Origin of the sequence: Cytobacillus citreus, from assembly GCF_018343665.1 — a bacterium.
Taxonomy (GTDB): domain Bacteria; phylum Bacillota; class Bacilli; order Bacillales; family Cytobacillaceae; genus Cytobacillus; species Cytobacillus citreus.
This window is the reverse complement of the sequence record NZ_JAGYPM010000003.1, coordinates 236,660-263,421: the sequence shown is the minus strand read 5'-3', so window position 1 is coordinate 263,421 and position 26,762 is coordinate 236,660. Positions and strand designations below refer to the sequence as shown.

Genomic DNA, 26,762 nt, shown 5'->3' with positions numbered 1-26,762 from the left:
AATCCATAAAATTATGCATATTGGTGATCAAATGAATGACTCTTTAATAAAGATGCTAATATTATATTGTTTACATCGCATTGATAGACAGCGAACCATCTTTTCGATTTTTCACCTTTTAAAGGGAAAAAAGTCTGCTCAAACTATACAAGATGCTCATTTCTTTCAATTGACAAACCTTTTCCATACTTTTACTGACTTAACACGTACCGAATTTGAGGAATTGGTTTTGGAAATGGAAAAACAAGGATATTTAGAGGGTTTTCCTCACCAAAGCTTTCGTTTAACTTCAGATGGATATAAGCATATGGAATTGTTTTTTGAGAAACAGCCAATTCCTATGTCGTTGAATGGTTGGAAATTCCATCAAGTAACCGAGCTATTTTGGGAAAGGCTGTCGCTTGCGGTACAAGTTGTTTCGCATTTAAAAAGCTGGGATTCAAAGTTTATCCCGATTCAACGAAAAAAAGAACTCCATTCTTGGCTTAAAGGATTTATACAAAGAACTGGTTTGAACAGAGAAGAACTCGGCGTTAAGCTTTACGAAGAATTAGTAGATTGCCTTGAAGAATATAAAGAAAATGACCCTTCGTTACTTGTATTAAGGTTAACAGGGTATCAGATTATTGGGCTTACCACGCGCCAAGCTGCTGAAAAAATGAACGTGGATAATGATACTTATCAGCTCCGATTTATAGCACTTATTCATTATATGCTTGAGAATATCCAGGAGAATCCGACAGATTATCCAATATTAAGATTGTTTGTTACGGAAGATAACGAAATTTTCCCACTAACTCACTCTGCAAAGAAGACATATGATTTACTGAAAAAAGGCTTCTTTATAGAGGAGATCGCGCGGATACGAAGACTAAAAAGTAACACAATCGAGGATCATATCGTTGAAATATCATTAAACAGTAGCAGTTTTGATATTTCCTCATTTGTTTCCACCGAAAAACAAAAATTAATTTTAGATGCAATAATGGCGAGTAATTCAAAACAGTTAAAGCAAATACGACAATTTATACCAGATGCAAATTATTTTGAAATTCGCTTAGTATTGACTCGAGTTGGTGAAAAAATATGAAGCTTGAAGATGTGCTACAAAAGCATTTTAATTATTCTTCTTTTAGAATTGGACAAAAAGAAATAATTTCCTCCATTCTAGGTGGGAATCATACAATAGCCATGCTTCCAACTGGTACTGGTAAATCGCTGTGCTACCAATTACCAGGATATTTATTAAAAGGAAAAATAGTTATTGTTTCACCTCTTTTATCTTTAATGCAGGATCAAGTGGAGCAGATGATGATGAATGGAGAAAAGAGAGTGATTGCTTTTAATTCCTTTTTATCCCATGAGGAAAAATATCAAGCTTTGCATCAATTAAGGAAATATAAATTTATTTTTTTATCGCCAGAGATGCTTAGATCAGATCAAGTAATTAATAAGCTTAAAGAAATTGGTATTGACTTATTTGTTATTGATGAAGCCCATTGTATTTCACAATGGGGATATGATTTCAGGCCAGATTATAATAAGCTTGGAGAGATTAGAGAGAGATTAGGGTCGCCATTAACGCTTGCATTGACTGCAACAGCCACACCTGAAGTTAAAGATGATATTATCACTTCTCTAAAAATAGAGGAATGGGAGGAATATATTTATTCTGTTGACCGTCCGAATATTTCATTAGTAGTGGAAAACATCAGAACTTATCAAGAGAAAACGAAAAGAATGGTGGAGCTTATTACGAGTTTGGAAGGGCCAGGAATTATTTATTTTTCAAGTAAGAAATTGTCTGAACAGATGGCGTCGCTAATTAAAGAGATAGGATTCAGTAAGATAGCTGCATACCATGGAGGATTGGAGCAAGAAACTAGAATATTAATTCAGCAGCAATTTATCCAAGGTCAACTTGATGTGATTTGTGCGACAAGTGCTTTTGGAATGGGAATAAATAAGGATAATATTCGCTATGTCATTCATTTTCACATGCCTCTACAGCTTGAATCATATTTACAAGAAATTGGGCGTGCCGGAAGAGATGGAAAACAAAGTCTAGCTCTATTACTGTATTCTCCTGGGGACGAGCATCTTCCTAATCAGCTCATTGAAGGAGAGCTGCCAGGTGATGCACAAATAGATTGGTTATATGATTGGCTGATTGATCATCGTGAAGCATTATATAATTTAAGCCTTTTTGAAAGTGAAATAAGAAGAATTTCAGGGTTCACAGACAACCAATGGAGAATGGTTGAAGCTTTTTTACAGTTTAATGATGGAGAACAAATAGAAAAAACAATTGATCAATTAAAAAAGTTCATAAACGAACGAATGCTGATAAAGTTGACAAAGATTCAGGATATGTATAGATGGACACAATTAACAGATTGCCGTAGAAAAAAGATCTTGAACTATTTTAATGAAGAAAAGACAATAGAGATGAGGAATTGTTGTGATTGCTGTGGAGTTGATTATAGTGGGTTCTATTCATTTATAACAAAAGAGCCTTCTATAAAAATTGAGTCTTCTTTTCATTGGAAAAATCATTTGGCAGAAATTCTTTTAAGTGAGAGAAAAACATGAAGGATAAGTATTCAGAGTTAATTAAAGAGCTTTCAGATAGGGAATTGCTATTTCATTTATATTTAACGCAAGTAATCCTATTAGTGATATCTTCTATTTTAGGAATAATTTTATTTGATCGTTTCTCAGATTTTCTAAACCTCTTTATTATACATGATTGGAATATTTGGCTTATTGGGGGAATCGCCGGATTGCTTGTCGTTATGCTTGATATTACTTTAATGAAGCTTTTACCTCCTGCATATTACGATGATGGCGGTTTAAATGAAAGGATATTTCGCAATCGAAGTGTTATTCATATCGCATTCATTGCTGCAATTGTTGCTTTTTGTGAGGAGCTATTATTTCGTGGTGTTATTCAAACACATTTTGGACTAGTGGTATCAAGTGTTGTATTTGCTGTTGTTCATTATCGTTATATATTTAATTGGTTTTTGTTTTTAAATGTCATTGTATTAAGCTTTTTAATAGGATATGTATTTTTGATAACAGAAAATTTATTTGTTACCATGTTTATGCATTTTATTATTGATTTTTTACTAGGAATAGTTATAAAATACCGTAATAATACAGATTCAAAAAGAGAAGAGAATTTCGAGAAGAAAGAGTCTTAAGGATCAAAGTGTATATTATAATTTGTAAGGATTGCAGGGACTAGCGACGAAGAAATACTAGTAATATATGCTTAGACTTTTTGAACATTCGATTACATATAGGAAGGGATATTCCATGAACAAAGAAGGCCCTTATAGAGATCAAGCAGAACGGCTGCGGAAGAAAGTTTATAGGAATTTGGAGCCAGAAGACATGACAACAGAAAAAGCTTCATTACCACCAAGAAGCAGGCTTCATCGAGAAAAAAGGCAAAAAAGTAAATGGAAGGTTAAATATCCTGTTATACGCCTTCTTGCTTTAATGTTTATTCTCCTGCCAATTGCAATATTCAGCATACATTATTCTTTAAATAAGGATAAGCCTGGTAGTGCAGAAAAGGTAAGCTCAAGTCAGAAAGGGTATGAAGCAGTTGGATATGAAAATCAAAACGAGGATAAAGGGACAACGATAGAGGAAAGAGAAGAACCTCCAGAAAAAGAGGAATCGTCAGTAGATGATTCAGAAAAGAAAGAAGAAGGATCCATCCCTGCTCCTAAAACGCAAGCAAAGGAAAATTCGGATAATAAAGGATCAGCAGTTCTTCCTGAAGGTGATCAAAATCAACAAGACAAGGAAGATCAAAAAGCAGAAGCTGAAGAAGTAATTTATCATACTGTGAAGCCGAATGAAAACATTTTTCGGATAGCGTTGAAGTATCAATCAGGAGTCGATATTATTAAAAAAGCGAATAACCTGAAAAATGATGAAATACAAGTAGGGCAAGTTTTAGTCATTCCCAAAAAATAGATTCCTATTCTCCCGATCATATAATGAGGTACAAGCTCATACACTAGAAGAAAAGGGGACTGGAACAAATGATTGTTCGTTCTCTAAATGTGCTATGCAGATGGAGGGGGAATAATGGAGTCATCAATAAAACTTTTAGATGATCGAACTGATCAGGCAACAAGGCAAATGCTTCAAAAAGTTGTAGAAAGGAAAAGAAAGTTTGATAAATATAAGATGCGCCATTTAATTATTATGTGGGCAACTGTATTTTTGTCATTTTTCTACTTTTTCTATATTTATCAAACAATAATGAAGCCTTATTCCTATTCATTTTCTTCTATGTTTTCGACCTATGTCAACCATTCTGCTAATTTATATTATCTAATATTTATTGTTGGCTTGTATGGGCTTATGAACTTATTACAAGAGAAAAGGGAAAAAGCAGAAAAAGAATATCATGGTTTACGATGTGAAATCATTGACAAAAGCAAAGATCTTTGGAAAAAAGAAGATGAATGGAAAAACAGGCATACTGTTTTTGAAATGATGAAAGCAAATTATGATATTAATTTGTATCATGAAAATAAATAATTTCAGCAGAATTCCAAAAAGAAGCAGTTTTGACTGCTTCTTTTTTCTAAAATACCCTCTTTTTCCCTTGTTCATCCTTTAGAATCTCAACTGCTTCTCTAAACCTTTGTGAATGAATAATCTCCCTTTCTCTTAAGAAGCGTAAGCTATCATTTAAGTCTGTATCATCACTCATATTAATGATCCATTGATAAGTTGCGCGTGCTTTTTCTTCCGCAGCAATATCTTCGTATAAATCAGCAATTGGATCACCTTTTGCTTGTATATATGTGGCAGTAAAAGGTGATCCACCAGCATTTTCATAAAAAAGTGCATTATCATGGTTGGCGTAGTGAGCGCCTAGACCAGCTGCTTTCATTTGTTCTGGTGTTGCATCCTTCGTTAGTTTATACACCATTGTTGCAATCATTTCTAAATGAGCAAACTCTTCTGTTCCAATATCTGTGAGAAGTCCGATAACCTTATCTGGAATGGTGTAGCGTTGATTTAAGTATCGTAAAGCAGCAGCAAGTTCCCCATCTGCTCCACCGTACTGTTCTATTAAGAATTTTGCGAGTTTAGGGTTACAAGTACCTACACGAACTGGGTATTGTAATTTTTTTTCATAGACCCACATTTCTATCAGCCCCTCCTTAATGAACTCCCTCTAAAATTCGATTGTTTAGACAAACAATAACTTCACAAGGAATGCTTAATTAGCAATATAATCGCAAGCTATTATCAGATCATTAATGTTACCGGATGCGCTTCTGCTTTTACACTTGCCAAGGCCATGGAGTATCATCCCAATTCCATGGTTTACCTGAATAGCTATGCCCATATTGCATAAGTGGACCGAATTTGCTTTCAAAATCCTTTCGTATTTTTTTTCTTTCACTAACATAATGATTAAATTGATTGATAGCATCCTCATCACCATTATGGGTATCTAAATATAAGGTGAGTTCCACTAATACAAAATCAACCGCCTGGAGTTGTTCTAATAATTGATAATAATCGGCGGGCATTTGTTTCATTGAGACTGCCCCCTTTTTACTATTTCATATGGACTATACCAAGGATCGTAAAAGGCCTTCCAAAGTGTACCAGCTTTTAAAGCCTCTATCGGTGAAAATTGTGGGAGATTTGGAGGCTGAAAACCAATATAGAGATTGGGTGGGGTCGAATATGTTTTTACTGTAATAGGCTTACAAGGATCAAATGGACTAATATACGGATGCCATGCTTTTCGAAGTGTAAACATGCTGTCCCTCCTTTAGTGTGCGTCATTCAATCTTATGACTAAAATTTAAAAATCATGTTAGATATAAAAAGGGATTTTAAATATTATTGTAGAATTATTAAATACGGAACTGTAAATAATACTTTGAGGTGATAGTAATGTTTGTCAAAAGCGTCATGATTCCTAAATATTCTAGCTATACGATTGATCACGACTCGTCAATTAAGGAAGCACTTGAAAAATTAGAAGAGCATCATATTGATGGATTACCAGTTTTAGATGGTGATAACTATCTTGGTGTCGTAACAAGATACAGAATCTATGAAAACTTTTTTAATGCTGGACAAACAAAGGAAGATTATTTGCAGAATACAAAAGTGAAGGATATTGCAACCCATAAGGATCAATACCTCAAGGGGAATGAGATTTTCGAAAAAACTTTATTAAGTTTGAAGGATTTCCCGCTGCTTGCTGTTCTTGACGAAAAACAGAAATTTGCGGGGATCGTTACACGATTTGATGTTCTTAATCAGTTTCAATCTGCATTTGGAATGGATAAACCAGGCGTACGTATTGCCTTTACCGCATCTGAAACAGAAGGAAGATTGGCGAGGTTGTCAGAAATAGCCCATCAATTCCATGAGTATATTATTTCAATTGTAACCTTCGATGAGACCGACAAGCTAGTTCGCAGAATCGTGATGAAAATTGAAAAGAAGGACAATATTCAAAAATTTATAGAAAAACTTGAAGCTTCAGGATTTAGAATTCTTGATGTTCACGAAGATTAAGAAATAAAGAAGAATCCCTCCCATACAATTTGTAAGGGAGGGATTCTTTTTGATTCGTTATACATTCAATTGTATCATTAGTTTTCTCTGTGGATTATTGTTTATAAAATGGTTTCCAATTCAAGAAAATAATATTGAGGAAATTGTTGTTTCAGGTATATTAAATCCACTATATTTTTTTGCAGCAAGTATTGTTTTTATCATTGGTGTTTTAATTACTGCAGAAATTATCAGAGAAGAAATGATATTAAAGGCAGTTGATTCTATTAAAAATAGGGTATGTAATATTAATACTCTAAAATGCATTATTATATTTATTAGTTTTATCACCTTAATTCATATTGGATCATGGCAAACCGTAGTATTTTTCTGTTTTTCAATTATATATGGTATTATTTCTATAGATTTTTAGAAGCAAAAATTTGTTGAAAACTAGTCAATTGAAAACGTAGCAGGAGGCATTATGATTTTTATTATCACATTTGTTTTCATTTTAGGAGTAGGACTTCTTATTTATATGTATAAGGAAGCGTTTGCTGACCGAGTTATTCAAAATGTAGTTACTTTTTCAGACTTTCCAGAAAGCTTTGGGGAAGTCAAGATTTTTTTCATTTCTGATATACACAGGAGAGCCATCTCTGAAAAAATTATCGAGGAAGTTCAATCAATGAAAGCCGATTTGGTTATTATTGGGGGGGATTTATTGGAAAAGGGGGTACCCTTTGAAAGAGTAAAGCAAAATCTCCAACATTTAAGAAAGCTGGGTCCAGTATATTTTGTTTGGGGAAATAATGACTATGAAGTGGATTTTCGTGCGTTGGATGCGCTTCTACTGGATTGCGGGATAAAGGTTCTTGCCAATACGGCTGTTTCCTTTGAATCAGTAGAAGGAGATAAGTTAATCCTTTTAGGAATTGATGATATTGGCAAAAAACGTGACAGATTAGATTTAGCATTAGAAGATGCAAATGAAACTGGATTTAAAATTTTAGTCAGCCATAATCCACAAATTATCAGCAAAATAAAAAAAGAACACCGTATACGTTTAGTGTTAAGTGGGCATACCCATGGTGGCCAAATTCATATTTTGGGCTATAGTCCGTATGAAAAAGGTAGCTTAAAGAAAAGGAAGGAAACATTTTTATTAATTAGTAATGGCTATGGAACAACTGCTTTACCATTAAGATTAGGTGCAAAAGCTGAGACACATCTTGTCACTATAAAAAAGGGGTAACAAATATTAAGAATGAAGCGGAAAAAGGCGCAAATTGGGTAAAATAACTTACATGACTCACCAATCTTATTTTCTTTCATACACTAAACAAAAGATTTGGTTCACATCAGGGGGCATATACATGCGCTTAGAACGATTAAATTACAATAAAATTAAAATATTTCTTACCCTAGATGATTTATCAGAAAGAGGGCTTACAAAAGAAGATATTTGGAAGGATTCCATGAAATGGCATCAACTTTTTCATGATATGCTAGATGAAGCGAGTGCAGAATTCGGGGTTGAAATTCAAGGCTCCGTTGCTGTAGAGATTTTCTCTATGCAGGCTCAAGGGATGATTATGATCGTTACAATGGAAGAGCAGGGCGATGAGGAGCTTCTTCAGGATGGCTTTATCGAAATGCAGGTAATTATGGGTGGTGAAGAGGAAATCCTTTTTGAATTTTTGGATTTTGAAGATGTGATTCAGCTTGCAAAGCGCCTTAACAACATGAACATTACAAACGGAAGCCTTTATGCTTTTAAAAATTTCTATTATTTTTATCTTTCCAATCAAAATGCGAATGATATAAATAGACTAATCGCAGTTCTAACAGAATACGGAAATCCTTCAATGGTAAGCATCCATATACTGAAAGAATATGGGGCTGTGGTTATAAAGGACAATGCTATCGAAAAGCTTGTACATTTTTTTAGTAAATGAAAGCTATATATATTTTTGAGGAGGATTTTTTCCTCCTCTTTTCATATATTTTATTTTTTGTTCTTATAACTTTCTCTAAAAGTAATGATTGAGTAGAGAATAGGGACTTCGTACATACTGATCTATTTTAACAAAAGGTTGTGTTAAAGCTCAGTGTTGATCATGCTATTTTGTTGTTGATTTTCGCTGCAGACGCGAGACTCCTCGAAAATGCAATGGCATTTTCTCGTGCGGTGTTTAATCAAGGTAGTTTATTCAATATCCTGCGGGAAAAGCGAGTCAAAGGAGACCACGCAGGAGCGGGAACGACGAGGTGGCTTCCGGACCGCCCGCTACGCTTTAGTGCCTGCAGCGGAAATCAATAAGGTAGTTTAACTTTGGCAAAAAATAAAAATCACTTTATATAAAAGAATTGAGAGCGGTTACATAAAATTATCAAAAAATGCGGAAAAAACTACTTTCATCTTGCATAAAAAAATCAAAGGTGTATACTAATGTCTGGAAGCGGACAACAAATGAAAGTGATTCTAGGAGGTTTACACAAAATGGTAGCCAATAATGGTACTGAGACAAATAGAGAAGACAAGCTTGACGTGTTAAAGTCAACCCAAACTGTTATTCATAAGGCATTGGAAAAGCTAGGTTATTCTGATGAGGTATTCGAGCTCCTGAAAGAGCCTCTACGAATGATGACAGTTAATATCCCTATCCGGATGGATGATGGAACAGTGAAGGTCTTCACTGGCTACCGTGCACAGCATAATGATGCAGTTGGACCAACAAAGGGTGGAATCCGTTTTCATCCAGGAGTAACTGAAAAGGAAGTTAAAGCCCTTTCAATTTGGATGAGCTTAAAGTGTGGAATAGTTGATCTTCCTTATGGTGGAGGAAAAGGTGGAATAATTTGTGATCCACGTAATATGTCTTTCCGAGAATTGGAAGCATTAAGCCGTGGATACGTTCGAGCAATTAGTCAAATTGTTGGACCGACAAAAGATATTCCAGCACCAGATGTATTTACAAACTCACAAATTATGGCATGGATGATGGATGAGTATAGCAGAATGGATGAATATAACTCACCAGGATTTATTACTGGAAAGCCATTAGTATTAGGTGGTTCACATGGACGCGAAACAGCGACAGCTAAAGGAGTAACGATCTGCATTAGAGAAGCTGCTAAGAAGAAAGGCATCGATTTAAAAGGTGCTCGAGTAGTAGTACAGGGTTTTGGAAACGCTGGAAGCTTCTTGTCTAAGTTCCTTCATGATGCTGGTGCAAAAGTTATTGGTATATCCGATGCTTACGGTGCATTACATGATCCAAATGGCTTAGATATAGATTATTTACTTGACCGCCGCGACAGCTTTGGCACAGTTACAAATTTATTTAACGATACAATTACAAATAAAGAACTTTTAGAGTTAGATTGCGATATTTTAGTTCCAGCTGCAATCGAAAATCAAATTACAGATGAAAACGCACACAATATTAAAGCGAAAATTGTTGTTGAAGCTGCAAATGGTCCAACAACATTAGAAGCTACTCAAATATTAACTGAAAGAGGAATTTTACTTGTACCAGATGTATTAGCATCAGCTGGTGGAGTAACAGTTTCCTACTTTGAATGGGTACAGAATAACCAAGGTTATTACTGGTCTGAGGAAGAGATTGAAGAAAAATTACAGAAAATCTTAGTGCAATCTTTCAATAATATTTATGAAACAGCTCAATCCCGCCGTGTGGATATGCGTCTTGCTGCTTATATGGTTGGAGTTCGCAAAATGGCTGAAGCATCAAGGTTCCGTGGTTGGGTTTAAGTGGAACGACCATTTTTAACGGGCTTATAGATGTTAGTAATTAGAAGTTGTTCATTTGATTCTTTATTAGAAATCTCCTATCATATTTGGTGGGAGATTTTTATTTTTTAGCTGTCTAGCTCAAGCAGCATCTCATGAACAATCTGTTCTTTAATTGTTCCGAAAGCGCTTGTGCTTTCCTAAGTTTCGCCTTTCTGAAAGGAGTACACAGAAAATGAGAAGAGAAGATGCAATAATTGTAGGTGGTGGCCCTTGTGGGTTAGCGTCGGCCATTTCGCTTCAAGAAATTGGCTTAAAACCACTTGTTATTGAAAAGGGGAACATTGTTAATGCAATATATCATTATCCAACACACCAAACTTTTTTTAGTACAAGTGAAAAATTAGAAATTGGCAATATACCTTTTATTACTGTTGAATATAAGCCTAGACGAAATGAAGCTTTATCTTATTACCGTGAAGTGGTAAAAAGAAAAAACATAAATATTAATGCTTATGAAAAGGTATTAAAGATTACTAAGCAAGAAAATAAGGAATTTTTAGTTATTACAAATAAAGGGCAATATATTTCAAATTATGTCATCATTGCAACCGGTTATTACGATCATCCTAATTACATGAATATTCCTGGAGAAGATTCCCATAAAGTTTACCATTACTTTAAAGAAGCGCATCCCTATTTTGATAAGGATGTAGTAGTTGTTGGCGGAAAAAATTCAAGTGTCGATGCGGCGTTAGAATTAGTCAAGGCTGGTGCAAGGGTTACAGTCATTTATCGGGGGAACGAATATTCACCAAGTATTAAGCCTTGGATATTACCAGAATTTGATTCCTTAATTCGTAATGGTGTGATTAAGATGGAATTTAATGCACATTTACAAGAAATTTTTGATGATAAAGTCATTTATATGAAAAATAATAAGGTTTTTGAGTTAAAAAATGATTTTGTCTTTGCCATGACAGGCTACCATCCAGATCATAAATTTTTGAAAGCGATAGGCGTCAAGATTGATACTGAGACAGGAAGACCATTTTTTAATAGTGAAACAATGGAAACAAATATTGAAGGCATATACATTGCTGGTGTTATTGCTGCAGGGAATAATGCAAATGAGATATTCATAGAAAATGGCCGCTTTCACAGTGGGAAAATAGCTGAATCAATAAAAAACAAGAAATAACTAGGGGGAGTCTCATAAGTCGAATTTCGGCTTAGGGACTGCCCCTAGAGTTATATTTTCAAACCATTAAACGTTAAACATGTCTTCAATTTCTTTATTATTAGTCGTACTTGCTAAGCCAATAAGCAACTTAATTCGTGCTTTTTGACCATTTAGGCCATTCGAAAAAATGACTCCTAAATCCTTTAATTGTTTTCCTCCGCCATCATAGCTGTAAACATCTTGAGCAATTCCATTGAAACAGCGTGAAACGAGGACAACAGGAATATTTTTTTCGATTAATGCTTTGATTCCTTCAATTGTTGCAGGCGGCAAATTGCCCTGTCCTAACGCTTCAATTACAACACCGTGATAATTTAAATCACGAATTGCATAAAGTAGAGTTGAATCCATTCCGGCGTGCGCTTTCATTAAAGCAACTCGCTTTGAAACATTATCAATTTTGTAATATTCGTCATTTGTTGGGAGATGGTGGAAGAACACACCTCTTTTAGTTACAATACCAATCGGTCCATATTGAGGACTTTGAAAGGTTGATACATTGCTAGTATGTGTTTTTGTTACATTTTCTGCTGTATGAATCTCATCATTTAAAACGACAAGGACGCCTTTGTTCTTGGCTTCTTTGCACGACGCAACCCTTATTGAAGAAATTAAATTATAAAGGCCATCAGCACCAATTTCGTTGCTAGATCGCATTGCTCCTGTTACAACGATTGGAAAGGTTGCTTGGATTGTTAAATGAAGGAAGTAAGCTGTTTCTTCCAAAGTATCTGTCCCATGTGTTATGACAACACCCTCAATTTCTTCTTTATCAAAGTGATGTTCAATTAATTCCTTAAGTTTAAACATTTCAATAGGTGTAATATGAGGTGAAGGAAGATGAAATGGTTCTTCAATAATAATTTCAGCAAGTGATAGTAATTCTTTCGTTTTTTCTGTTAATGGGTTGATTTCGGTTGGCTTCACTGCACCTGTAGATGCATCCTCACTCATCGAAATTGTTCCACCAGTGTGAATGACGAGAATTTTTTTCTTTTGCATTATGATTCCCTCGACTTTCTAAAATTTCCAAAGTGCAAAAAGTGTGTTTTTGGTCGAAATGGCACGAATCGAGTGATAATACACTTTTTGTGCTATTTATAGAAATATGATTTTCTTTCTACTCATATCATGATACGATTAAGAAGGTGATAATTATTATTGTTTCCTTCTATGAAGTATTGTTGCAAATAGAAAAAAGCACTAATTATTTCTTTGGCTAAGTGTTTTAGCGTATTAACGAGAAATTGAATTTTGATTCATTATACTGCTTTTAAGATTGTTTAAGAAAAACTAACCATTCGCCAGAAGGACATGGCAATGAAAAGTTTTTTAATTATAGAAAAGAGGCCAGTACATGCTTGGTATATTATCTGCGGGTATTGCCCCTGGATTAGCGTTGTTAAGCTATTTTTATTTAAAAGATCAATATGATTCAGAGCCAATCTATACAGTATTTAAGACTTTTTTATTTGGTGCGCTGCTTGTATTCCCAATAGCGTTTATTCAGTATGTTCTCGAAACTGAAAATTTGATCGAGTCCAGCTTTATAAATGCGTTTCTCTCCTCAGCAACGCTAGAGGAATTTTTTAAATGGTTTATTTTATTCTATACTATCTATCAGCATGTAGATTTTGATGAACCATATGATGGAATTGTCTATGGGGCATCTGTTTCATTAGGCTTTGCTACGTTAGAAAATATTTTTTATCTTATTACGTATGGGTTAGAACATGCGATTGGCCGGGCTCTTCTTCCCGTATCAAGTCATGCGTTGTTTGGAGTTATCATGGGTTATTATATAGGAAAAGGGAAATTTTCAGCAACCTCTAAATATAAATGGATTATTCTTTCATTACTTTTTCCTATCATTCTTCACGGTACCTACGACTTCATATTAATTACTCAAAAAAATTGGCAATTTGTAATGTTTCCATTTATGACTTTCCTTTGGTGGTTAGGATTAAGAAAAGTTAAGAAAGCTAGAGAATTAAGTGCCCAACATTTCAGAAATCAGCTAGACTTCTAAGAACTCTTCATTCCAATATCGAATGAAGAGTTTTTTTATTTCCATGTGTTTGCATAAAAAACCAACTACTACAAAATATAGAGATAATGTTATAAAGATTTACATTGGAGGTTACTATCCATGAAAAAGAACATGTTGTTTACTAAGGTAATTCTTATTATCTCTCTATGTATAATGGTACTTCCCATGAATGGCAATGAGGAAAGAGCTTTAGCTTTTTCAAATCAAGTGATCCAACAAGGAGCTGTAGGAGATGATGTGATAGAACTGCAATCAAGGCTGCAATATCTTGGTTTTTACAATGGTAAGATTGACGGAGTTTTTGGATGGGGAACTTACTGGGCTTTAAGAAATTTTCAATATGAATTTGGTTTAAAGATTGATGGACTTGGTGGAGCTGATACGAAAAATAAACTTGTCAAGGCATCAAATTATAATGAACAATTTGTCAAGAATCAAATTGCAAAGGGAAATAAGTTTACTCATTACGGTGGAATGAATCTTGAAGCTCAAAAGAAACCTGCTAAGGGAGCACCTGCAAAAAAGACTAAACCAACGCAGCAAAAACCAACACAGCAAAAACCAACAGCTGCTAATGTGCCTAACGGATTTTCACAAAACGATATTCAATTAATGGCAAATGCTGTATATGGTGAGTCGAGGGGTGAACCATATACAGGTCAAGTTGCTGTCGCAGCAGTTATTCTGAACCGTGTAAATAGCGCTACTTTCCCAAATACTGTTTCAGGCGTTATTTTTGAACCAGGTGCGTTTACTGCGGTCGCTGATGGACAAATTTGGCTAACCCCGAATGAAAGGGCTAAAGAGGCGGTGATTGATGCGATTAATGGCTGGGACCCAACTGGAAATGCATTATACTATTTTAATCCAGATACAGCGACAAGTGCTTGGATTTGGTCGAGGCCACAGATTAAAAGAATTGGTAAACATATTTTTTGTAAATAGTGAGGTGAGGAATATTGCTTAGAGGAATATTAATAGGTGTACTTACTTTAGGAGTAGCAGGTACTGCATTTTGGGGCTACCAAGAGCATCGTGAGAAAAATGCGATTCTCATTAATGCAGAAAATAATTATCAGAGGGCATTTCATGGCCTAACCAATAAAATAGATTTATTACATGACAAAATCGGAACAACATTGGCAATGAATTCTAGAAAATCATTATCACCAGCGCTGGCTGATGTTTGGAGGCTAACGGCAGAGGCACATTCAGATGTTGGACAGCTTCCGCTTACCTTGCTTCCTTTTAATAAAACGGAGGAGTTTCTTTCTAATATCGGAGATTTTAGTTATCGAACAGCAGTAAGAGATCTAGATAAAGAACCACTAACTGACAAAGAATATCAAAACTTAAAGAAATTATACTCAAATTCAGCTGATATACAAAACGAATTGCGTAAGGTTCAGCATTTAGTATTAAAAAATAATCTCCGCTGGATGGATGTAGAAATGGCGCTTGCAACGGGGAAAGAAGCTGCTGACAATACGATCATAGATGGTTTTAAAACAGTTGAAAAAACAGTTGAAGGGCATGGGGAGACTGATCTCGGTCCTACTATGGTAAGTCTCGAGAAAAAAGATAAAAACTTCCAATATTTAAAAGGTAAAGAAATAACAGAAAATGAAGCAGTCCAAGAAGCAAAAAATTATGCAGGATTCGGCAATAATGTAAACATTAACGTAACAGAAAATGGAAAAGGATCCGCTTACGGTTTTTATAGTGTCACAATTCAAGATAAGAAAACAAAACAGGAAGCTAGTATGGATATTACAAAAAAAGGCGGCTATCCAATTTGGTTTATTTTAGACAGGGATATTAAAAAACAAACAATTAGTTTAAATGAGGCTAGCAATAGAGCAGTATCCTTCTTAAAAGAAAATGGATTTAAAGATTTAGACCTTTTCGAAAGTGCACAATATAATCATACAGGTGTGTTTACATTTGTTTCAAAACAAAATGATATAAGGATATACCCTGATTCAATAAATGTTAAAATTGCGCTGGATAATGGGAATATAGTTGGGTTTTCTGCAGAAGACTATTTAAGATCTAACCATAAAAGAAATATTCCAAAACCGGTTATTTCAATAGAAGATGCAAGGACTAAAATTAATCCTCAAGTGAAAATAATGGAAGAAGGGTTAGCAATAATTCAAAATGATATTAATCAAGAGGTCCTTTGCTATGAGTTTCTTGGTACTCTTGGAGAGGATACGTATCGAATTTTTATTAATTCAGATAATGGACATGAAGAAAAAGTTGAAAAACTTGAAAATGCAGAACCCATTTTTGAGAATGTTGTTTAGTGAAAAGTTTTATAGCTTTTTCCTTCAGAGTATAGACAAAGTATAAATTAATACATTTTAGGCTGATTGAAAACTCTTGTCTTTCGAGGCACGAAGCCTTACGAGGAGCGGAGTTGTCATGGATGGATAATGAGCACCGCAGGAAGGTGAGAAAGCGAGCGTTTGTCAAAAGCCTGTAGGGAAAAGTAATATAGCTTTTCCCTTTTTTAATTTTCCCTCCTGAAAATAAAAATGATCATGTACAAACAACATGATAAATGTCATAATTAAATGACAAGATTATCCTTTAAAGGAAATGGATTTTGATATTTTTCTATTGTTTTGAAAAAGGAAAGTGTGGTCCAGATGGTTAAAATTGGTGATGTACTTGTTTTAGAGCCTAGATATTCTGATAAAATTGAAAAATATAAATGTAAAATTGTTGAAAAGAAAGATAATAGCTTGTATATTGACTATCCAATTAATATGGAGACTGGTAGAACTATATTTCTTATGGATGGGGCTCAATTTAAGGCTAGCTTTGTTACGGCAGATGGATCTGTTTTCCTATTTGAATGTGAAGTGTTGAGAAGAATAAAATTAAATATTCCGATGATCATCATATCATATCCTGGTGCGGATCAGCTTGTCAGGATTCAACGTCGGCAATTTGTCCGTGTTGAAACAGCTGTAGATGTTGCAGTTTATGCTTCTGAAGAAGGTGAATTCCCTCCTTTTGTAACTGTTACTGATGATATTAGTGCTGGGGGTGCAGCTATTATTAGTGATAATAAAAGAAACCTTTCGCCGAATATGATGATTGATAATTGGTTTGTCTTGCCGATGCAAAATGGAGAGGTCCATTATTTGAAATTGAAAAGCAAAATTATTAGAATATTGGAAGTTAATGAATCAAAGTCTATTATTTCTATTCAATTTATTGATATTTCACCGCTAGATAGACAAATTTTACTCCGTTTCTGTTTTGACCGACAACTCGCACATAGAAAAAAAGGATTAGAAGTATAAAGTGAAACTCCAATCAGTGCGGGCTAAAATCACCCACTGAATAATAATTGAACAATATACTCTCAGATTCCTAAGTTTCCCATAATACTTCTCTTTTGGTCGTGCGAAGTATTGCTAAAGTAACATTCCATGAATTGTGGTTTTTGGCTGACTTGAACATCCATGTCATAGCTATCACCTTTCCTATGTGTGATGTTAATGCTCTCCCAATCCTTCCTTGCATTGTCTGTTGTCGGGTATTTACGGAAATAGCTATCTTGTTACTCGCAATCTAGAAATGCAGGTCTTACTGCCGTTAATATGGGGAAATAAGTATAATTTTTCATATTCGCCCTCATAATAAGAATAAAAAATACGGAGCGACTTATTATGAAGGCAATAGAAAGAATCATTATTAAAATTATTATGATTCAATTTTTATTCTTGATCATAACTCAATTATTTTTTCATAAATTGAATATTTTCCCTGAACTGAAACAGCTTACCCAATACGAAGGGGTAACTGATAATAATTTCACGGAATTTCTGGAAACATTTAGGGGTAAATAATTTTTAAGCGGGCTGAGCCTGCTTTTTTTTTGTATAGGAAATTATAATTTTCGCTATCTGTTGATAACTTTAGATATAGTTTATCTATGTTCAGCTCCAGCGCCTACCTCCGACGTACAGGACGTACTAGTGTCGACAATGCGACAGGATAAGGAAAGCTTCTTTGAATATTCATCGCAGGAACAATTTGTCCTTTAATTGTTCCGAAGGCGCTTGCGCATTTGTTCTGATTATACTAACATAGATTAATTCGGTTATTTATGTAATCATATGTTAAAATAAAGTAGACAAGAAACATATTCAGGAGGCACTATGAACAAGAAGATTTCAATAGCAATTGATGGTCCTGCAGCAGCAGGGAAAAGCACCGTAGCGAAATTTGTAGCCGAAAAACTTTCGTATATTTATATAGATACTGGCGCAATGTATCGGGCACTAACGTATAAAGCGTTAAAAAAACATATAAGCTTAGAAAATGAAGATGAATTGATAAATTTATTAAATGATACAACAATCATTTTACTTCCCGGTGATCAAGGTCAGTTAATATTCCTTGACGAAGAAAATGTGTCGGAAGATATTAGGACTCGTGAAGTAACGAATACCGTATCCATTGTGGCAAAACATAAATTAGTAAGAGAAGAGATGGTTGAAAGGCAAAAAAGCTTTGCTGTGAATGGCGGGGTAGTAATGGATGGAAGAGATATAGGAACACATGTCCTTCCGGATGCAGAAGTGAAGGTTTTTCTATTGGCTTCCGTGGATGAACGAGCAATTCGCAGACATAATGAAAATATTCAAAAGGGATTTCCTTCCGATCTAGCGAAATTAAAAGAAGAAATCTCATTGAGGGATAAATTAGATTCAGAACGGGAATTCGCACCATTAAAAAAAGCAGCGGATGCTGTTGAAATTGATACGACGGCTCTAACGATTGAACAAGTTGTTGAGAGAATTATGGTGCTTGCCCTTGAAAGGATCGGATGATATTGACGTTTTATTCATTTGTTAAATCAGTTGTTCTGGGAATTTTAAAACCAATATATCGTTTTGAAGTTACTGGAAGAGAACATTTTCCAAAAGAAGGTGGAGTACTGCTGTGCTCTAACCATATTAATAATTTTGATCCTCCTGTTGTTGGGATTAACGCACCACGCCCTGTTCACTTCATGGCTAAGGAAGAGCTTTTTAAGGTCCCTTTATTGGGGAAAATAGTCAGTAATCTAAATGCTTTTCCTGTTAAAAGGGGTATGAGTGATCGTGAAGCATTAAGAAAAGGACTGGCAATTTTAAAAGAAGGCCATGTTTTAGGGATTTTTCCTGAAGGAACAAGAAGTAAAACAGGGGAATTGACGAAAGGGCTGTCAGGTGTGGGCTTTTTTGCCCTACGCACAGATGCAGCGGTAGTACCTTGTGCAATAATTGGCCCTTATAAGGCTTTTAAAAGATTAAAAGTCATATATGGAAAACCAATAAACATACAGGAACTTCGTGATAAGAAAGCTTCTGCTGAGGAGACAACTGAATTAATCATGGAAGAAATCCGTAAACTGATAAATGAAAATCGTTAAACCTTCTTGCTTGACAAAATAAGTCGTTTGTAAGAAGTTAGTAAAAAGGAATTTTATAATAATTAGATAGCTGTCTTACCTCATAAGGAAAGCTACTACAAGTGGTCATCGGGAAGAGCAATCTAATTGTTCCGAAGACACTTTTGCATTTCAAATAAGGAGGAGTACATATGACTGAAGAGATGAATCAAGTTGAAGTGAAAAATTTCGAAGTTGGGGATAAGGTATCTGGGCAAGTTACAAAAGTTGAGGAGAAGCAAGTCATTATCAATATTAATGATTGTAAGCTTGATGGTATTATTCCTATTAGTGAATTATCTAGCCTTCATGTTGAAAAAGCAAGTGATGTAGTTTCAGAAGGAGATCAGCTTGAGCTTGAAGTCCTTAAAGTGGAAGAGGAAGCCTTAATATTATCTAAACGAAAAGTAGACGCTGAGAAATCATGGGCAAATCTTGAGGAAAAATTTAAAAATGGTGAAACTTTTGATGCAGAAATTAAGGATGTAGTTAAAGGCGGATTGGTTGTTGATCTAGGTGTACGCGGATTTGTACCTGCATCACTTGTTGAAGCATTCTTTGTAGAGGATTTTTCTGATTATAAAGGTAAAACAATGGCCTTTAAAATTGTTGAGCTAGAGAAAGAGAAAAACCGCTTGATTCTATCTCATCGTGCAGTTGTTGAAGAAGAAAAAGGAAAGCAAAAGAATCAACTATTAGAATCGCTTGAAGCAGGTCAGGTATTAGAAGGAACTGTACAGAGAATATCTGATTTTGGTGCTTTTGTTGATATTGGTGGACTTGATGGGCTTGTTCATATATCACAATTGTCCCATGAACATATTAACAAACCGTCAGATGTTGTAGAAGAAGGTCAAAAAGTTCAAGTTAAGATTTTAAGTGTTGATCGTACGAATGAAAGAATCTCATTATCCATTAAAGAAACACTTCCTGGACCATGGACTAATATATCTGATAAAGCTCCAAAAGGCAGTACACTAAGTGGTGTTGTAAAAAGGCTTGTATCCTATGGGGCGTTCATTGAGTTATTCCCTGGAGTTGAAGGACTTGTTCATATCTCCCAAATCTCTCATAAGCATATAGCTACACCTCATGAGGTATTAAAGGAAGGTCAAGAGGTCGAGGTAAAGGTACTAGATGTGAATGAACAAGACAAGCGTCTATCTCTCAGTTTAAAAGAGCTCCAAGAAAGAGAGACTGAGACTGTAACTGATTATGAGCTTCCAGAGGAATCAAAAGGATTCCAGCTCGGTGAAGTGATTGGTGATCAGTTAAAGAATTTAAAATAAAAATGGTGATTATTGTGTCTAGATCAAAACGAAAATGGGATCATATACAAATAGCACTTACAACAGGCCAAAAACGGCTTGCAGGTTTTGAGGATATTGCATTTATCCACCAAAGTTTACCTAATACGGCATTAGAAAAGGCAAATTTATGTACAAAAATTGGCGAACTTCATTTAAGTTCGCCAATTTTTATCAATGGTATGACAGGTGGTGGGGGAGAAAAGACATTACAATTAAACCGCAATCTTGCGTTAGTTGCGAAAGAGCTAGATTTAGCTATTTCAGTAGGTTCCCAAATGTCTGCGCTTAAGGACCCATCAGAAAAAGAAACATATCAGGTGGTACGTAAAGAATTCCCTAATGGCATCATAATCGGAAATTTAGGCAGTGAGGCAACAGTCGATCAAGCAAAGGGTGCAATTGATATGATTGAGGCAAATGCGCTGCAAATACACTTAAATGTCGTGCAAGAACTGACAATGCCAGAGGGTGACCGAGACTTCCGTTCAGCACTTTACCGTATTGAGGATATCGTTAAAAAAACCGATGTCCCGATAATCGTAAAGGAAGTTGGATTCGGAATGAATAAAGAAACAGTTTCTAAACTTGAATCAGTCGGTGTATCCGCAGTCGATGTCGGTGGATTTGGCGGAACAAATTTTGCTCAAATTGAAAATGAAAGACGAGAAAGTGATTTACAATTTTTTAATGAGTGGGGCATTCCGACTTCTATTTCAATTGTGGAAGCAAAAAATGGCAGTAAAGATTTATCTGTTTTAGGTTCTGGCGGCATTCAAACTAGTCTTGATATTGCAAAGGCGATTGCGTTAGGTGCAGATGCTGTAGGGATAGCAGGGTATTTCCTAAAAATCTTAATGAATCATGGAATCGAATCATTAATTGAGGTTATCCAAGTCATGCATTCAGAATTAGCGATCATGATGACAGCCCTTGGTGCAGTATCGATTAAAGATCTTCAGAAAACTCCTATTATTATTTCAGGTCATACACATCATTGGCTAAATGAAAGAAGTATTGATACAAAAGGATTTAGTCAGAGGAAAATTCATAAATGAGCCAGTAAAACTCTTGCTAACTAAAGCAAGAGTTTTTACATATACTCTTATTTATTATTATTCAATTCTCTAGCTTCTTCTGGACTTTGCAACTTTGTAGAACCGGGATAATGAAGGGCCTGATCTCGGTTTGATTCTACTCTCTTACTTTTTTTTAGTTTCATTTCTTGACGATCTCTTCCCATATTGCACACCTTCCTTTCTTAAGATGTAGTTTGCAACAAGAAAATAAAATGATTCCATCAAATCTCGATTCCTTATGACTAAAGTACATAGATAAGTGTCATAATGGGAATGTTAGGAGGTGGATAATAAATGGAAGGATTAACATTTTACTGGATTGCATGGTTTTTTTGGGTTATTGCCACCTTTTTGTTGAAAAAAAAACATGTAAATAGGTTAAGACTATCACTTTGGATTTTATTACTAATCATATTTTCGCCGCATTCCATTCTTCTGTTTGAAATGGAAATATCGTTAGCTAGTATAATACTCGTAATTCCTTTATTCAAAGTCATAGTTAGAATGAAAAAAATAAAAGCATCTTATTTATTATTATGCTCATTTATCATAATGCTTTCCTATGTATGCTTTCATTTATTTGAGTTATTTGATCCTGTTTGGATTATTTTCCCAAGAATTTGGATGTTGACTGTATTATTAATATCTTTATCCATTGTCTTACAGACAAATAAGATTTATCGTATTATTATTATCTTATTAGGATCAATTCAAGGCGAATTTCTATATGCACTTATCCTAAAAAAATATACATTTCCTCATGTCATTGGCTCATATGCTTTTTTAGATGTTATTGCGCTCTCAACAATAATAATTGCTACATGGAATGGATTGGAATACTTGTCAACTTTCTATGAGAAAAACTTGAATCGAGTTGAAAAAGAGAAACAAAAATTATTATAACTGAAAAAATGGACAAAATTGTGAAACACTGATTGATATTCCAAGTTTTTCATTGCGAGCCTTGTACTGCTTTGATAAGATAATGAAGTTAGACCCTTCTATAAAAATTGAAAGAAGGGTTTATTTAATAGGATTTTTAAAAATTCAGGAGGTTAAGTAGTTGCTTAGCAAACTAAATGTAAAAATATACAATTCACTGATTTTCGCTAAAGCTTTACTTAACTATTGTAGAAAGAAAGGGTGATGTTCATGGCAAAACCTGTAGTGGCAATTGTCGGACGTCCAAACGTAGGAAAATCAACAATTTTTAACAGAATTGTCGGGGAACGAATTTCTATTGTTGAGGATATTCCTGGTGTGACTAGGGATCGTATATACAGTTCAGCAGAATGGTTAAATCATGATTTTAATATTATTGATACCGGTGGGATTGATATCGGAGACGAGCCGTTCCTAGAGCAAATTCGCCAACAGGCAGAAATTGCTATAGATGAAGCAGATGTCATTATTTTCCTGACAAATGGCAGGGAAGGGGTGACTGCTGCAGATGAGGAAGTGGCCAAAATACTTTATAGGGCAAAAAAGCCTGTCGTACTCGGGGTTAATAAAATTGATAATCCAGAAATGAGAGATCAAATATATGATTTCTATGCGTTAGGATTTGGAGAGCCATTTCCCATATCAGGTTCACATGGGTTAGGATTAGGTGATTTACTAGATGAAGCTGCGAAGCATTTTCCTAAACATGGGCAAAAAGATTATGAAGATGATGTTATTAAATTTTCCTTAATTGGAAGACCGAATGTAGGGAAATCATCTCTTGTTAATGCAATTCTAGGAGAAGATCGTGTAATTGTTAGCAATGTTGCCGGTACTACGAGAGATGCAATCGATTCAGAGCTAACTTTTAATGGAGAAAAGTATGTCATTATAGACACAGCAGGAATGCGTAAAAAAGGTAAGGTATATGAAACAACCGAGAAATATAGTGTTCTTCGCGCTTTAAGGGCAATTGAACGCTCGGATGTAGTTCTTGTAGTGATTGATGGTGAGGAAGGTATCATTGAGCAGGACAAGCGGATTGCAGGATATGCACATGAAGCAGGGAGAGCAGTAGTCATTGTTGTAAATAAGTGGGATGCTGTTGAAAAAGATGAAAAGACCATGAAAGAGTTTGAGCAAAAGATTCGAGAACATTTTCTTTTCCTTGATTACGCACCAATTGTATTCCTTTCTGCTAAAACCAAAAAACGAATTCATACACTTATTCCGATGATTAATACCGCTAGTGAAAATCATGCATTACGTGTTGACACAAGTGTCCTTAATGATGTAATAATGGATGCGGTTGCAATGAATCCAACACCTACGGATAAGGGGAGACGCTTAAAAATATACTATACGACACAAGTCGCTGTTAAGCCGCCGACTTTTGTTGTGTTTGTGAATGAGCCTGAATTAATGCATTTTTCTTATGAGCGTTTTATAGAAAATCGAATTAGAGATGCTTTCGGCTTTGAAGGAACACCTATTAAGATATTTGCAAGAGAACGAAAATAATCGGACCATCTCTGAATCTTGAAAGAGAAAAGCGAAAGCTGAACAAATATCAATAAAAGGTAGTGATCTAATGGAGCGAATGACAGAAAGTGTTGCTGTCATTGGAGCAGGCAGCTGGGGAACTGCATTAGCCATGGTATTAGCGGATAATGGACATGAAGTTCGCCTTTGGGGGCATAATCCAAACCAAATAAATGAAATCAATGAATATAAAACAAATAAAAAGTATTTACCTGAAGTACTTCTTCCAGAAGGAATTATTGGTTTTTCACATCTAGAGGAAGCATTAGAAGGTGTCAATGCAATGGTACTAGCTGTCCCAACAAAAGCGATTCGTGAAGTAATTAGGAAGATCAACTCTATTAGAAAAGAACCGCTTACAGTTGTCCATGTTAGCAAAGGAATTGAGCCTGATACTTTACTCCGTATATCTGAGATGATTGAACAAGAAATTTCCGTCAATATTTTGGATAGTGTAGTTGTTCTTTCAGGACCGAGCCATGCTGAGGAAGTTAGTTTACGTCATCCTACAACTGTTACTGTTTCATCGAAAAATATGAATGCTGCTGAAAAAATTCAAGACTTATTTATTAATCATAATTTCAGGGTATACACAAATCCAGACCTTGTCGGTGTTGAAATCGGTGGAGCATTGAAGAATATTATTGCACTTGCAGCTGGTATTACAGATGGATTAGGATATGGTGATAATGCGAAAGCTGCCTTAATCACCAGAGGATTAGCTGAAATTGCTCGTTTAGGAATAAAAATGGGAGCAAGTCCGCTTACCTTTTCAGGATTAACGGGTATCGGAGACTTAATTGCGACATGTACAAGCGTACACTCACGAAATTGGAGAGCAGGTAATTTACTCGGTAAAGGTCATAAGCTTCAAGAGGTTTTAGATAATATAGGAATGGTAGTCGAAGGTGTAAGAACTACAAAGGCCGCTAAACAATTAGCCAAAAAATATGATGTAAATATGCCGATCACCGATGTTCTTTATGATGTGCTTTTTAATGATGTGAATGCAAAGGATGCAGTAGATCTTTTGATGGCACGTGGTAAAAAGAATGAGATGGAGGATTTTACAAACGTACTTGAAGGCGAATTAAATTTAGTGAATGGAGATAATCGTTAATATTTTTGAAATATGGGCATTCGAGGATGCGAGAAAGCATCTTGATGCATACAATGCAACGAAGCAAACTGGTGAAATGAACAGGGTGCGTGGGTTATTTAGTCACCCGGCTAAGTTAAGGAATAGCCCCTTCCTTAGCTTAGCCTTTTTTTGTTTAAATATATTTTACTTGCTTAGTGTTAAATAAGTATATAGCTAAAGGAAGATTTAAGTAAATAACGTCCAAAAAGGGATGTTCGTTCGGTAATGTCTTTGTCCAAAAGATCGCATATGTAAAACTTAGAGCATTCGCCCAAAAAGGAATTGGCAAACGTCAAGTTTTTCTATTAATGACTTCATACCAAGAGCTAAGAGTAGTTTCTTTTTCAATCTGATAAGGGGTATGATATAATACAATTCGGAAAAAGGAGTTGATTTTATGTCACCGTCATTAATGAAAATGTGGATATCTCTTGCTTCAATGGCCTTCATGTTTATTTCTATTTTAATGATTTATTTGAGCCGTTATAAGTTAAGTGGAATATTAAAGTTCTTAACAGCACTTATCGCTTATATTTTAATGATTGTATCAGGTATTATCATCTTTTTTGTTGTCTTTAGCGGCCCTACCAGTGGTTAAATCGAAAGGGAAGTTGCATGCTAAAAGGTGCTTAGTATTAGCCGAGCCATTACTAATTAAATTTATACATAGTCTAAAAGGGTTGATTGAAATGAAAAAAGGTTTGCAGCTTTTAAGTATGTTAGTTTTATTAATTCCTATTCTTGCTGGATGCATGTATCCAAAAGAAAATTTAGCACAAAATAAAATACCATATCAAGATCAGGTTCAAGCTGTACAAACAGCTGTAGATCAATTTAAAGAAGATAATAATGGTTTACTGCCAATAAAAACAAAAGATCAGTCGACCCCAATATACCAAAAATACCCGATTGATTTTAAGAAATTGGTGCCACAGTATATGGCTGAGGCACCAGGGAATGCATATGAATCAGGCGGTGTATTTCAGTATGTTCTTGTTGATGCTGAAACCGATCCTAAAGTAAAACTGTTTGATTTAAGAATGGCTGAAACCATTCGTGAGATAAAATTGAGAATGAAATCATATAAGTACCCACCATATAAGGAACACATCGTAGGAAATGTTTTTACATTAGATTATAAAAAAATGGGATATAAAGAAGATCCAGTAGCTCTTAGTCCTTATAGTGGAAGAAATCTTCCTTTTGTAATAACCGGTGATGCTGAGGTTTATGTAGATTATACGAGTGATCTTTATGAAGCATTGCAAAATAAAGAAAATTCATATAAACCAGGGGATGATATCAGGAACATACTAGTTGAAGATTCAGTCTTTGTTCCCGTATATTCATTACCATATACAATTGATGAAAAAACAAAAAAACCTATCTTTTTGGTGAAATAGGCATAACCCTTCTTCTGCAAAATATATTGTAGGAGAAGGGTTTTTTTAATATTAATATTTTTACATTGAAAGTAAATGAAAAGCAAAATATTTTTATTTTGAGAGTTAGATAACTGTCTAGCTCCTGCGCCTACCCCCGACGTACAGGACGTACTAGTGTCGACAATGCGACACATCGCACGACCAAAAGAGAAGCTTTTGGGAGGATGTCGCGTTTTTGTCGACCTCGAGGTCACAAGCTTGGCTAGTTGCGGCTCCTAGGGACGAATGTCTAGCCAATCCCTT

Annotated in this window: 30 protein-coding genes; 25 read left to right on the top strand and 5 right to left on the bottom strand. The window is 35.0% G+C overall.

The features are described from left to right. Positions 1-31 precede the first annotated feature (31 nt). The 5 genes from KHA94_RS12855 (at position 32) to KHA94_RS12835 (ending at position 4,566) form a co-directional block, all read left to right on the top strand. Entirely contained in the window at positions 32-1,090 is a 1,059-nt protein-coding gene (locus tag KHA94_RS12855; protein ID WP_213102534.1) for a YpbB family protein, read from the top strand. Then, positions 1,087-2,592, top strand: coding sequence for a RecQ family ATP-dependent DNA helicase (locus KHA94_RS12850; protein WP_213102533.1), 1,506 nt, complete (start codon positions 1,087-1,089; stop codon positions 2,590-2,592). The genes KHA94_RS12855 and KHA94_RS12850 overlap by 4 nt, the downstream gene beginning before the upstream one ends. Continuing rightward, complete coding sequence (locus KHA94_RS12845) at positions 2,589-3,206, top strand: CPBP family intramembrane glutamic endopeptidase (protein ID WP_213102532.1); 618 nt, start codon at positions 2,589-2,591, stop codon at positions 3,204-3,206. The genes KHA94_RS12850 and KHA94_RS12845 overlap by 4 nt, the downstream gene beginning before the upstream one ends. 115 nt (positions 3,207-3,321) lie before the next feature. Then, the gene (locus KHA94_RS12840) at positions 3,322-3,993 is read left to right on the top strand and encodes a LysM peptidoglycan-binding domain-containing protein (RefSeq protein ID WP_213102531.1); all 672 of its coding nucleotides are present in this window, start codon (positions 3,322-3,324) and stop codon (positions 3,991-3,993) included. Between the two features lie 114 nt (positions 3,994-4,107). Beyond that, complete coding sequence (locus KHA94_RS12835) at positions 4,108-4,566, top strand: YpbF family protein (RefSeq protein ID WP_213102530.1); 459 nt, start codon at positions 4,108-4,110, stop codon at positions 4,564-4,566. A 46-nt stretch (positions 4,567-4,612) separates the two neighbouring features. Here the strand turns inward: KHA94_RS12835 and KHA94_RS12830 are convergent, their stop codons facing one another. From KHA94_RS12830 to KHA94_RS12820, 3 genes are all read right to left on the bottom strand, one after another. Then, a complete protein-coding gene (locus KHA94_RS12830) occupies positions 4,613-5,182 on the bottom strand; it encodes a manganese catalase family protein (protein ID WP_213102529.1) in 570 nt (189 codons plus the stop codon). A gap of 139 nt (positions 5,183-5,321) precedes the next feature. Further along, positions 5,322-5,582: a spore coat protein CotJB gene (locus tag KHA94_RS12825; RefSeq protein WP_213102528.1), complete on the bottom strand. Its 261-nt coding sequence runs from the start codon at positions 5,580-5,582 to the stop codon at positions 5,322-5,324. Further along, on the bottom strand, positions 5,579-5,809 hold the full coding sequence (locus KHA94_RS12820) for a spore coat associated protein CotJA (protein ID WP_213102527.1): 231 nt from the start codon (positions 5,807-5,809) through the stop codon (positions 5,579-5,581). The genes KHA94_RS12825 and KHA94_RS12820 overlap by 4 nt, the downstream gene beginning before the upstream one ends. A 137-nt stretch (positions 5,810-5,946) precedes the next feature. On the opposite strand from KHA94_RS12820, the gene KHA94_RS12815 reads away from it, so the two are divergent. The 6 genes from KHA94_RS12815 (at position 5,947) to KHA94_RS12790 (ending at position 11,516) form a co-directional block, all read left to right on the top strand. After that, positions 5,947-6,579, top strand: a complete 633-nt coding sequence (locus KHA94_RS12815; RefSeq protein WP_213102526.1) for a CBS domain-containing protein — start codon at positions 5,947-5,949, stop codon at positions 6,577-6,579. 49 nt (positions 6,580-6,628) lie between these two features. After that, positions 6,629-6,991 (top strand): hypothetical protein, encoded by a 363-nt coding sequence (locus tag KHA94_RS12810; RefSeq protein ID WP_213102525.1) that lies wholly within the window; start codon positions 6,629-6,631, stop codon positions 6,989-6,991. 51 nt (positions 6,992-7,042) lie between these two features. Continuing rightward, a complete protein-coding gene (locus tag KHA94_RS12805; RefSeq protein ID WP_213102524.1) occupies positions 7,043-7,813 on the top strand; it encodes a metallophosphoesterase in 771 nt (256 codons plus the stop codon). Between the two features lie 121 nt (positions 7,814-7,934). Beyond that, positions 7,935-8,516, top strand: a complete 582-nt coding sequence (locus KHA94_RS12800) for a genetic competence negative regulator (RefSeq protein ID WP_213102523.1) — start codon at positions 7,935-7,937, stop codon at positions 8,514-8,516. Positions 8,517-9,061: 545 nt separating this feature from the next. Further along, positions 9,062-10,336, top strand: coding sequence for a Glu/Leu/Phe/Val family dehydrogenase (locus KHA94_RS12795; RefSeq protein WP_213102522.1), 1,275 nt, complete (start codon positions 9,062-9,064; stop codon positions 10,334-10,336). Positions 10,337-10,550: 214 nt separating this feature from the next. Then, on the top strand, positions 10,551-11,516 hold the full coding sequence (locus KHA94_RS12790; RefSeq protein WP_213102521.1) for a YpdA family putative bacillithiol disulfide reductase: 966 nt from the start codon (positions 10,551-10,553) through the stop codon (positions 11,514-11,516). A 66-nt stretch (positions 11,517-11,582) separates the two neighbouring features. On the opposite strand, the gene KHA94_RS12785 is transcribed toward KHA94_RS12790, so the two are convergent. Then, positions 11,583-12,560 carry an asparaginase gene (locus tag KHA94_RS12785; RefSeq protein ID WP_213102520.1) on the bottom strand — a complete coding sequence of 326 codons (978 nt, stop codon included), beginning with the start codon at positions 12,558-12,560 and terminating at the stop codon, positions 11,583-11,585. A 355-nt stretch (positions 12,561-12,915) separates the two neighbouring features. Here KHA94_RS12785 and prsW point away from each other — a divergent pair, with 355 nt between their 5' ends. The 9 genes from prsW to fni all read left to right on the top strand — a co-directional run bounded on the left by prsW (position 12,916) and on the right by fni (position 21,428). Beyond that, positions 12,916-13,587 (top strand): glutamic-type intramembrane protease PrsW, encoded by a 672-nt coding sequence (gene prsW, locus KHA94_RS12780; protein ID WP_213102519.1) that lies wholly within the window; start codon positions 12,916-12,918, stop codon positions 13,585-13,587. Positions 13,588-13,707: 120 nt separating this feature from the next. Continuing rightward, positions 13,708-14,553, top strand: coding sequence for a spore cortex-lytic enzyme (gene sleB, locus KHA94_RS12775; protein ID WP_213102518.1), 846 nt, complete (start codon positions 13,708-13,710; stop codon positions 14,551-14,553). Positions 14,554-14,567: 14 nt separating this feature from the next. Beyond that, positions 14,568-15,917: a germination protein YpeB gene (gene ypeB, locus KHA94_RS12770; RefSeq protein WP_213102517.1), complete on the top strand. Its 1,350-nt coding sequence runs from the start codon at positions 14,568-14,570 to the stop codon at positions 15,915-15,917. A gap of 345 nt (positions 15,918-16,262) precedes the next feature. After that, positions 16,263-16,925 carry a flagellar brake protein gene (locus KHA94_RS12765; RefSeq protein ID WP_213102516.1) on the top strand — a complete coding sequence of 221 codons (663 nt, stop codon included), beginning with the start codon at positions 16,263-16,265 and terminating at the stop codon, positions 16,923-16,925. A gap of 369 nt (positions 16,926-17,294) precedes the next feature. Beyond that, positions 17,295-17,474 (top strand): YpfB family protein, encoded by a 180-nt coding sequence (locus KHA94_RS12760; protein WP_057771375.1) that lies wholly within the window; start codon positions 17,295-17,297, stop codon positions 17,472-17,474. Between the two features lie 312 nt (positions 17,475-17,786). After that, positions 17,787-18,461 carry a (d)CMP kinase gene (cmk, locus tag KHA94_RS12755; RefSeq protein ID WP_213102515.1) on the top strand — a complete coding sequence of 225 codons (675 nt, stop codon included), beginning with the start codon at positions 17,787-17,789 and terminating at the stop codon, positions 18,459-18,461. A 2-nt stretch (positions 18,462-18,463) separates the two neighbouring features. Further along, complete coding sequence (locus tag KHA94_RS12750) at positions 18,464-19,045, top strand: lysophospholipid acyltransferase family protein (protein WP_213102514.1); 582 nt, start codon at positions 18,464-18,466, stop codon at positions 19,043-19,045. Positions 19,046-19,215: 170 nt separating this feature from the next. Continuing rightward, the gene (rpsA, locus tag KHA94_RS12745) at positions 19,216-20,352 is read left to right on the top strand and encodes a 30S ribosomal protein S1 (protein WP_213102513.1); all 1,137 of its coding nucleotides are present in this window, start codon (positions 19,216-19,218) and stop codon (positions 20,350-20,352) included. A gap of 14 nt (positions 20,353-20,366) precedes the next feature. Beyond that, the gene (gene fni / locus KHA94_RS12740) at positions 20,367-21,428 is read left to right on the top strand and encodes a type 2 isopentenyl-diphosphate Delta-isomerase (RefSeq protein ID WP_213102512.1); all 1,062 of its coding nucleotides are present in this window, start codon (positions 20,367-20,369) and stop codon (positions 21,426-21,428) included. A gap of 47 nt (positions 21,429-21,475) precedes the next feature. Here fni and KHA94_RS12735 read toward each other — a convergent pair whose 3' ends face one another. Further along, a complete protein-coding gene (locus KHA94_RS12735; RefSeq protein ID WP_213102511.1) occupies positions 21,476-21,613 on the bottom strand; it encodes a YpzI family protein in 138 nt (45 codons plus the stop codon). A gap of 130 nt (positions 21,614-21,743) precedes the next feature. Here KHA94_RS12735 and KHA94_RS12730 point away from each other — a divergent pair, with 130 nt between their 5' ends. The 5 genes from KHA94_RS12730 (at position 21,744) to KHA94_RS12710 (ending at position 26,477) form a co-directional block, all read left to right on the top strand. Then, positions 21,744-22,352 carry a YphA family membrane protein gene (locus KHA94_RS12730; protein ID WP_213102510.1) on the top strand — a complete coding sequence of 203 codons (609 nt, stop codon included), beginning with the start codon at positions 21,744-21,746 and terminating at the stop codon, positions 22,350-22,352. Positions 22,353-22,601: 249 nt separating this feature from the next. After that, on the top strand, positions 22,602-23,912 hold the full coding sequence (der, locus tag KHA94_RS12725; protein ID WP_213102509.1) for a ribosome biogenesis GTPase Der: 1,311 nt from the start codon (positions 22,602-22,604) through the stop codon (positions 23,910-23,912). Between the two features lie 70 nt (positions 23,913-23,982). After that, a complete protein-coding gene (locus tag KHA94_RS12720) occupies positions 23,983-25,053 on the top strand; it encodes an NAD(P)H-dependent glycerol-3-phosphate dehydrogenase (protein ID WP_275950894.1) in 1,071 nt (356 codons plus the stop codon). Between the two features lie 418 nt (positions 25,054-25,471). Then, positions 25,472-25,672 (top strand): DUF2768 domain-containing protein, encoded by a 201-nt coding sequence (locus KHA94_RS12715; protein ID WP_213102508.1) that lies wholly within the window; start codon positions 25,472-25,474, stop codon positions 25,670-25,672. Positions 25,673-25,763: 91 nt separating this feature from the next. Further along, on the top strand, positions 25,764-26,477 hold the full coding sequence (locus KHA94_RS12710; protein ID WP_213102507.1) for a hypothetical protein: 714 nt from the start codon (positions 25,764-25,766) through the stop codon (positions 26,475-26,477). Positions 26,478-26,762: the final 285 nt, after the last annotated feature.

Coding starts and splice junctions, on each gene's coding strand:
- KHA94_RS12855 (WP_213102534.1), top strand. CDS start 32: ATGAATGACTCTTTAATAAAGATGCTAATATTATATTGTTTACATCGC.
- KHA94_RS12850 (WP_213102533.1), top strand. CDS start 1,087: ATGAAGCTTGAAGATGTGCTACAAAAGCATTTTAATTATTCTTCTTTT.
- KHA94_RS12845 (WP_213102532.1), top strand. CDS start 2,589: ATGAAGGATAAGTATTCAGAGTTAATTAAAGAGCTTTCAGATAGGGAA.
- KHA94_RS12840 (WP_213102531.1), top strand. CDS start 3,322: ATGAACAAAGAAGGCCCTTATAGAGATCAAGCAGAACGGCTGCGGAAG.
- KHA94_RS12835 (WP_213102530.1), top strand. CDS start 4,108: ATGGAGTCATCAATAAAACTTTTAGATGATCGAACTGATCAGGCAACA.
- KHA94_RS12830 (WP_213102529.1), bottom strand. CDS start 5,182: ATGTGGGTCTATGAAAAAAAATTACAATACCCAGTTCGTGTAGGTACT.
- KHA94_RS12825 (WP_213102528.1), bottom strand. CDS start 5,582: ATGAAACAAATGCCCGCCGATTATTATCAATTATTAGAACAACTCCAG.
- KHA94_RS12820 (WP_213102527.1), bottom strand. CDS start 5,809: ATGTTTACACTTCGAAAAGCATGGCATCCGTATATTAGTCCATTTGAT.
- KHA94_RS12815 (WP_213102526.1), top strand. CDS start 5,947: ATGTTTGTCAAAAGCGTCATGATTCCTAAATATTCTAGCTATACGATT.
- KHA94_RS12805 (WP_213102524.1), top strand. CDS start 7,043: ATGATTTTTATTATCACATTTGTTTTCATTTTAGGAGTAGGACTTCTT.
- KHA94_RS12800 (WP_213102523.1), top strand. CDS start 7,935: ATGCGCTTAGAACGATTAAATTACAATAAAATTAAAATATTTCTTACC.
- KHA94_RS12795 (WP_213102522.1), top strand. CDS start 9,062: ATGGTAGCCAATAATGGTACTGAGACAAATAGAGAAGACAAGCTTGAC.
- KHA94_RS12790 (WP_213102521.1), top strand. CDS start 10,551: ATGAGAAGAGAAGATGCAATAATTGTAGGTGGTGGCCCTTGTGGGTTA.
- KHA94_RS12785 (WP_213102520.1), bottom strand. CDS start 12,560: ATGCAAAAGAAAAAAATTCTCGTCATTCACACTGGTGGAACAATTTCG.
- prsW (WP_213102519.1), top strand. CDS start 12,916: ATGCTTGGTATATTATCTGCGGGTATTGCCCCTGGATTAGCGTTGTTA.
- sleB (WP_213102518.1), top strand. CDS start 13,708: ATGAAAAAGAACATGTTGTTTACTAAGGTAATTCTTATTATCTCTCTA.
- KHA94_RS12765 (WP_213102516.1), top strand. CDS start 16,263: ATGGTTAAAATTGGTGATGTACTTGTTTTAGAGCCTAGATATTCTGAT.
- KHA94_RS12760 (WP_057771375.1), top strand. CDS start 17,295: ATGAAGGCAATAGAAAGAATCATTATTAAAATTATTATGATTCAATTT.
- cmk (WP_213102515.1), top strand. CDS start 17,787: ATGAACAAGAAGATTTCAATAGCAATTGATGGTCCTGCAGCAGCAGGG.
- rpsA (WP_213102513.1), top strand. CDS start 19,216: ATGACTGAAGAGATGAATCAAGTTGAAGTGAAAAATTTCGAAGTTGGG.
- KHA94_RS12735 (WP_213102511.1), bottom strand. CDS start 21,613: ATGGGAAGAGATCGTCAAGAAATGAAACTAAAAAAAAGTAAGAGAGTA.
- KHA94_RS12730 (WP_213102510.1), top strand. CDS start 21,744: ATGGAAGGATTAACATTTTACTGGATTGCATGGTTTTTTTGGGTTATT.
- der (WP_213102509.1), top strand. CDS start 22,602: ATGGCAAAACCTGTAGTGGCAATTGTCGGACGTCCAAACGTAGGAAAA.
- KHA94_RS12720 (WP_275950894.1), top strand. CDS start 23,983: ATGGAGCGAATGACAGAAAGTGTTGCTGTCATTGGAGCAGGCAGCTGG.
- KHA94_RS12715 (WP_213102508.1), top strand. CDS start 25,472: ATGTCACCGTCATTAATGAAAATGTGGATATCTCTTGCTTCAATGGCC.
- KHA94_RS12710 (WP_213102507.1), top strand. CDS start 25,764: ATGAAAAAAGGTTTGCAGCTTTTAAGTATGTTAGTTTTATTAATTCCT.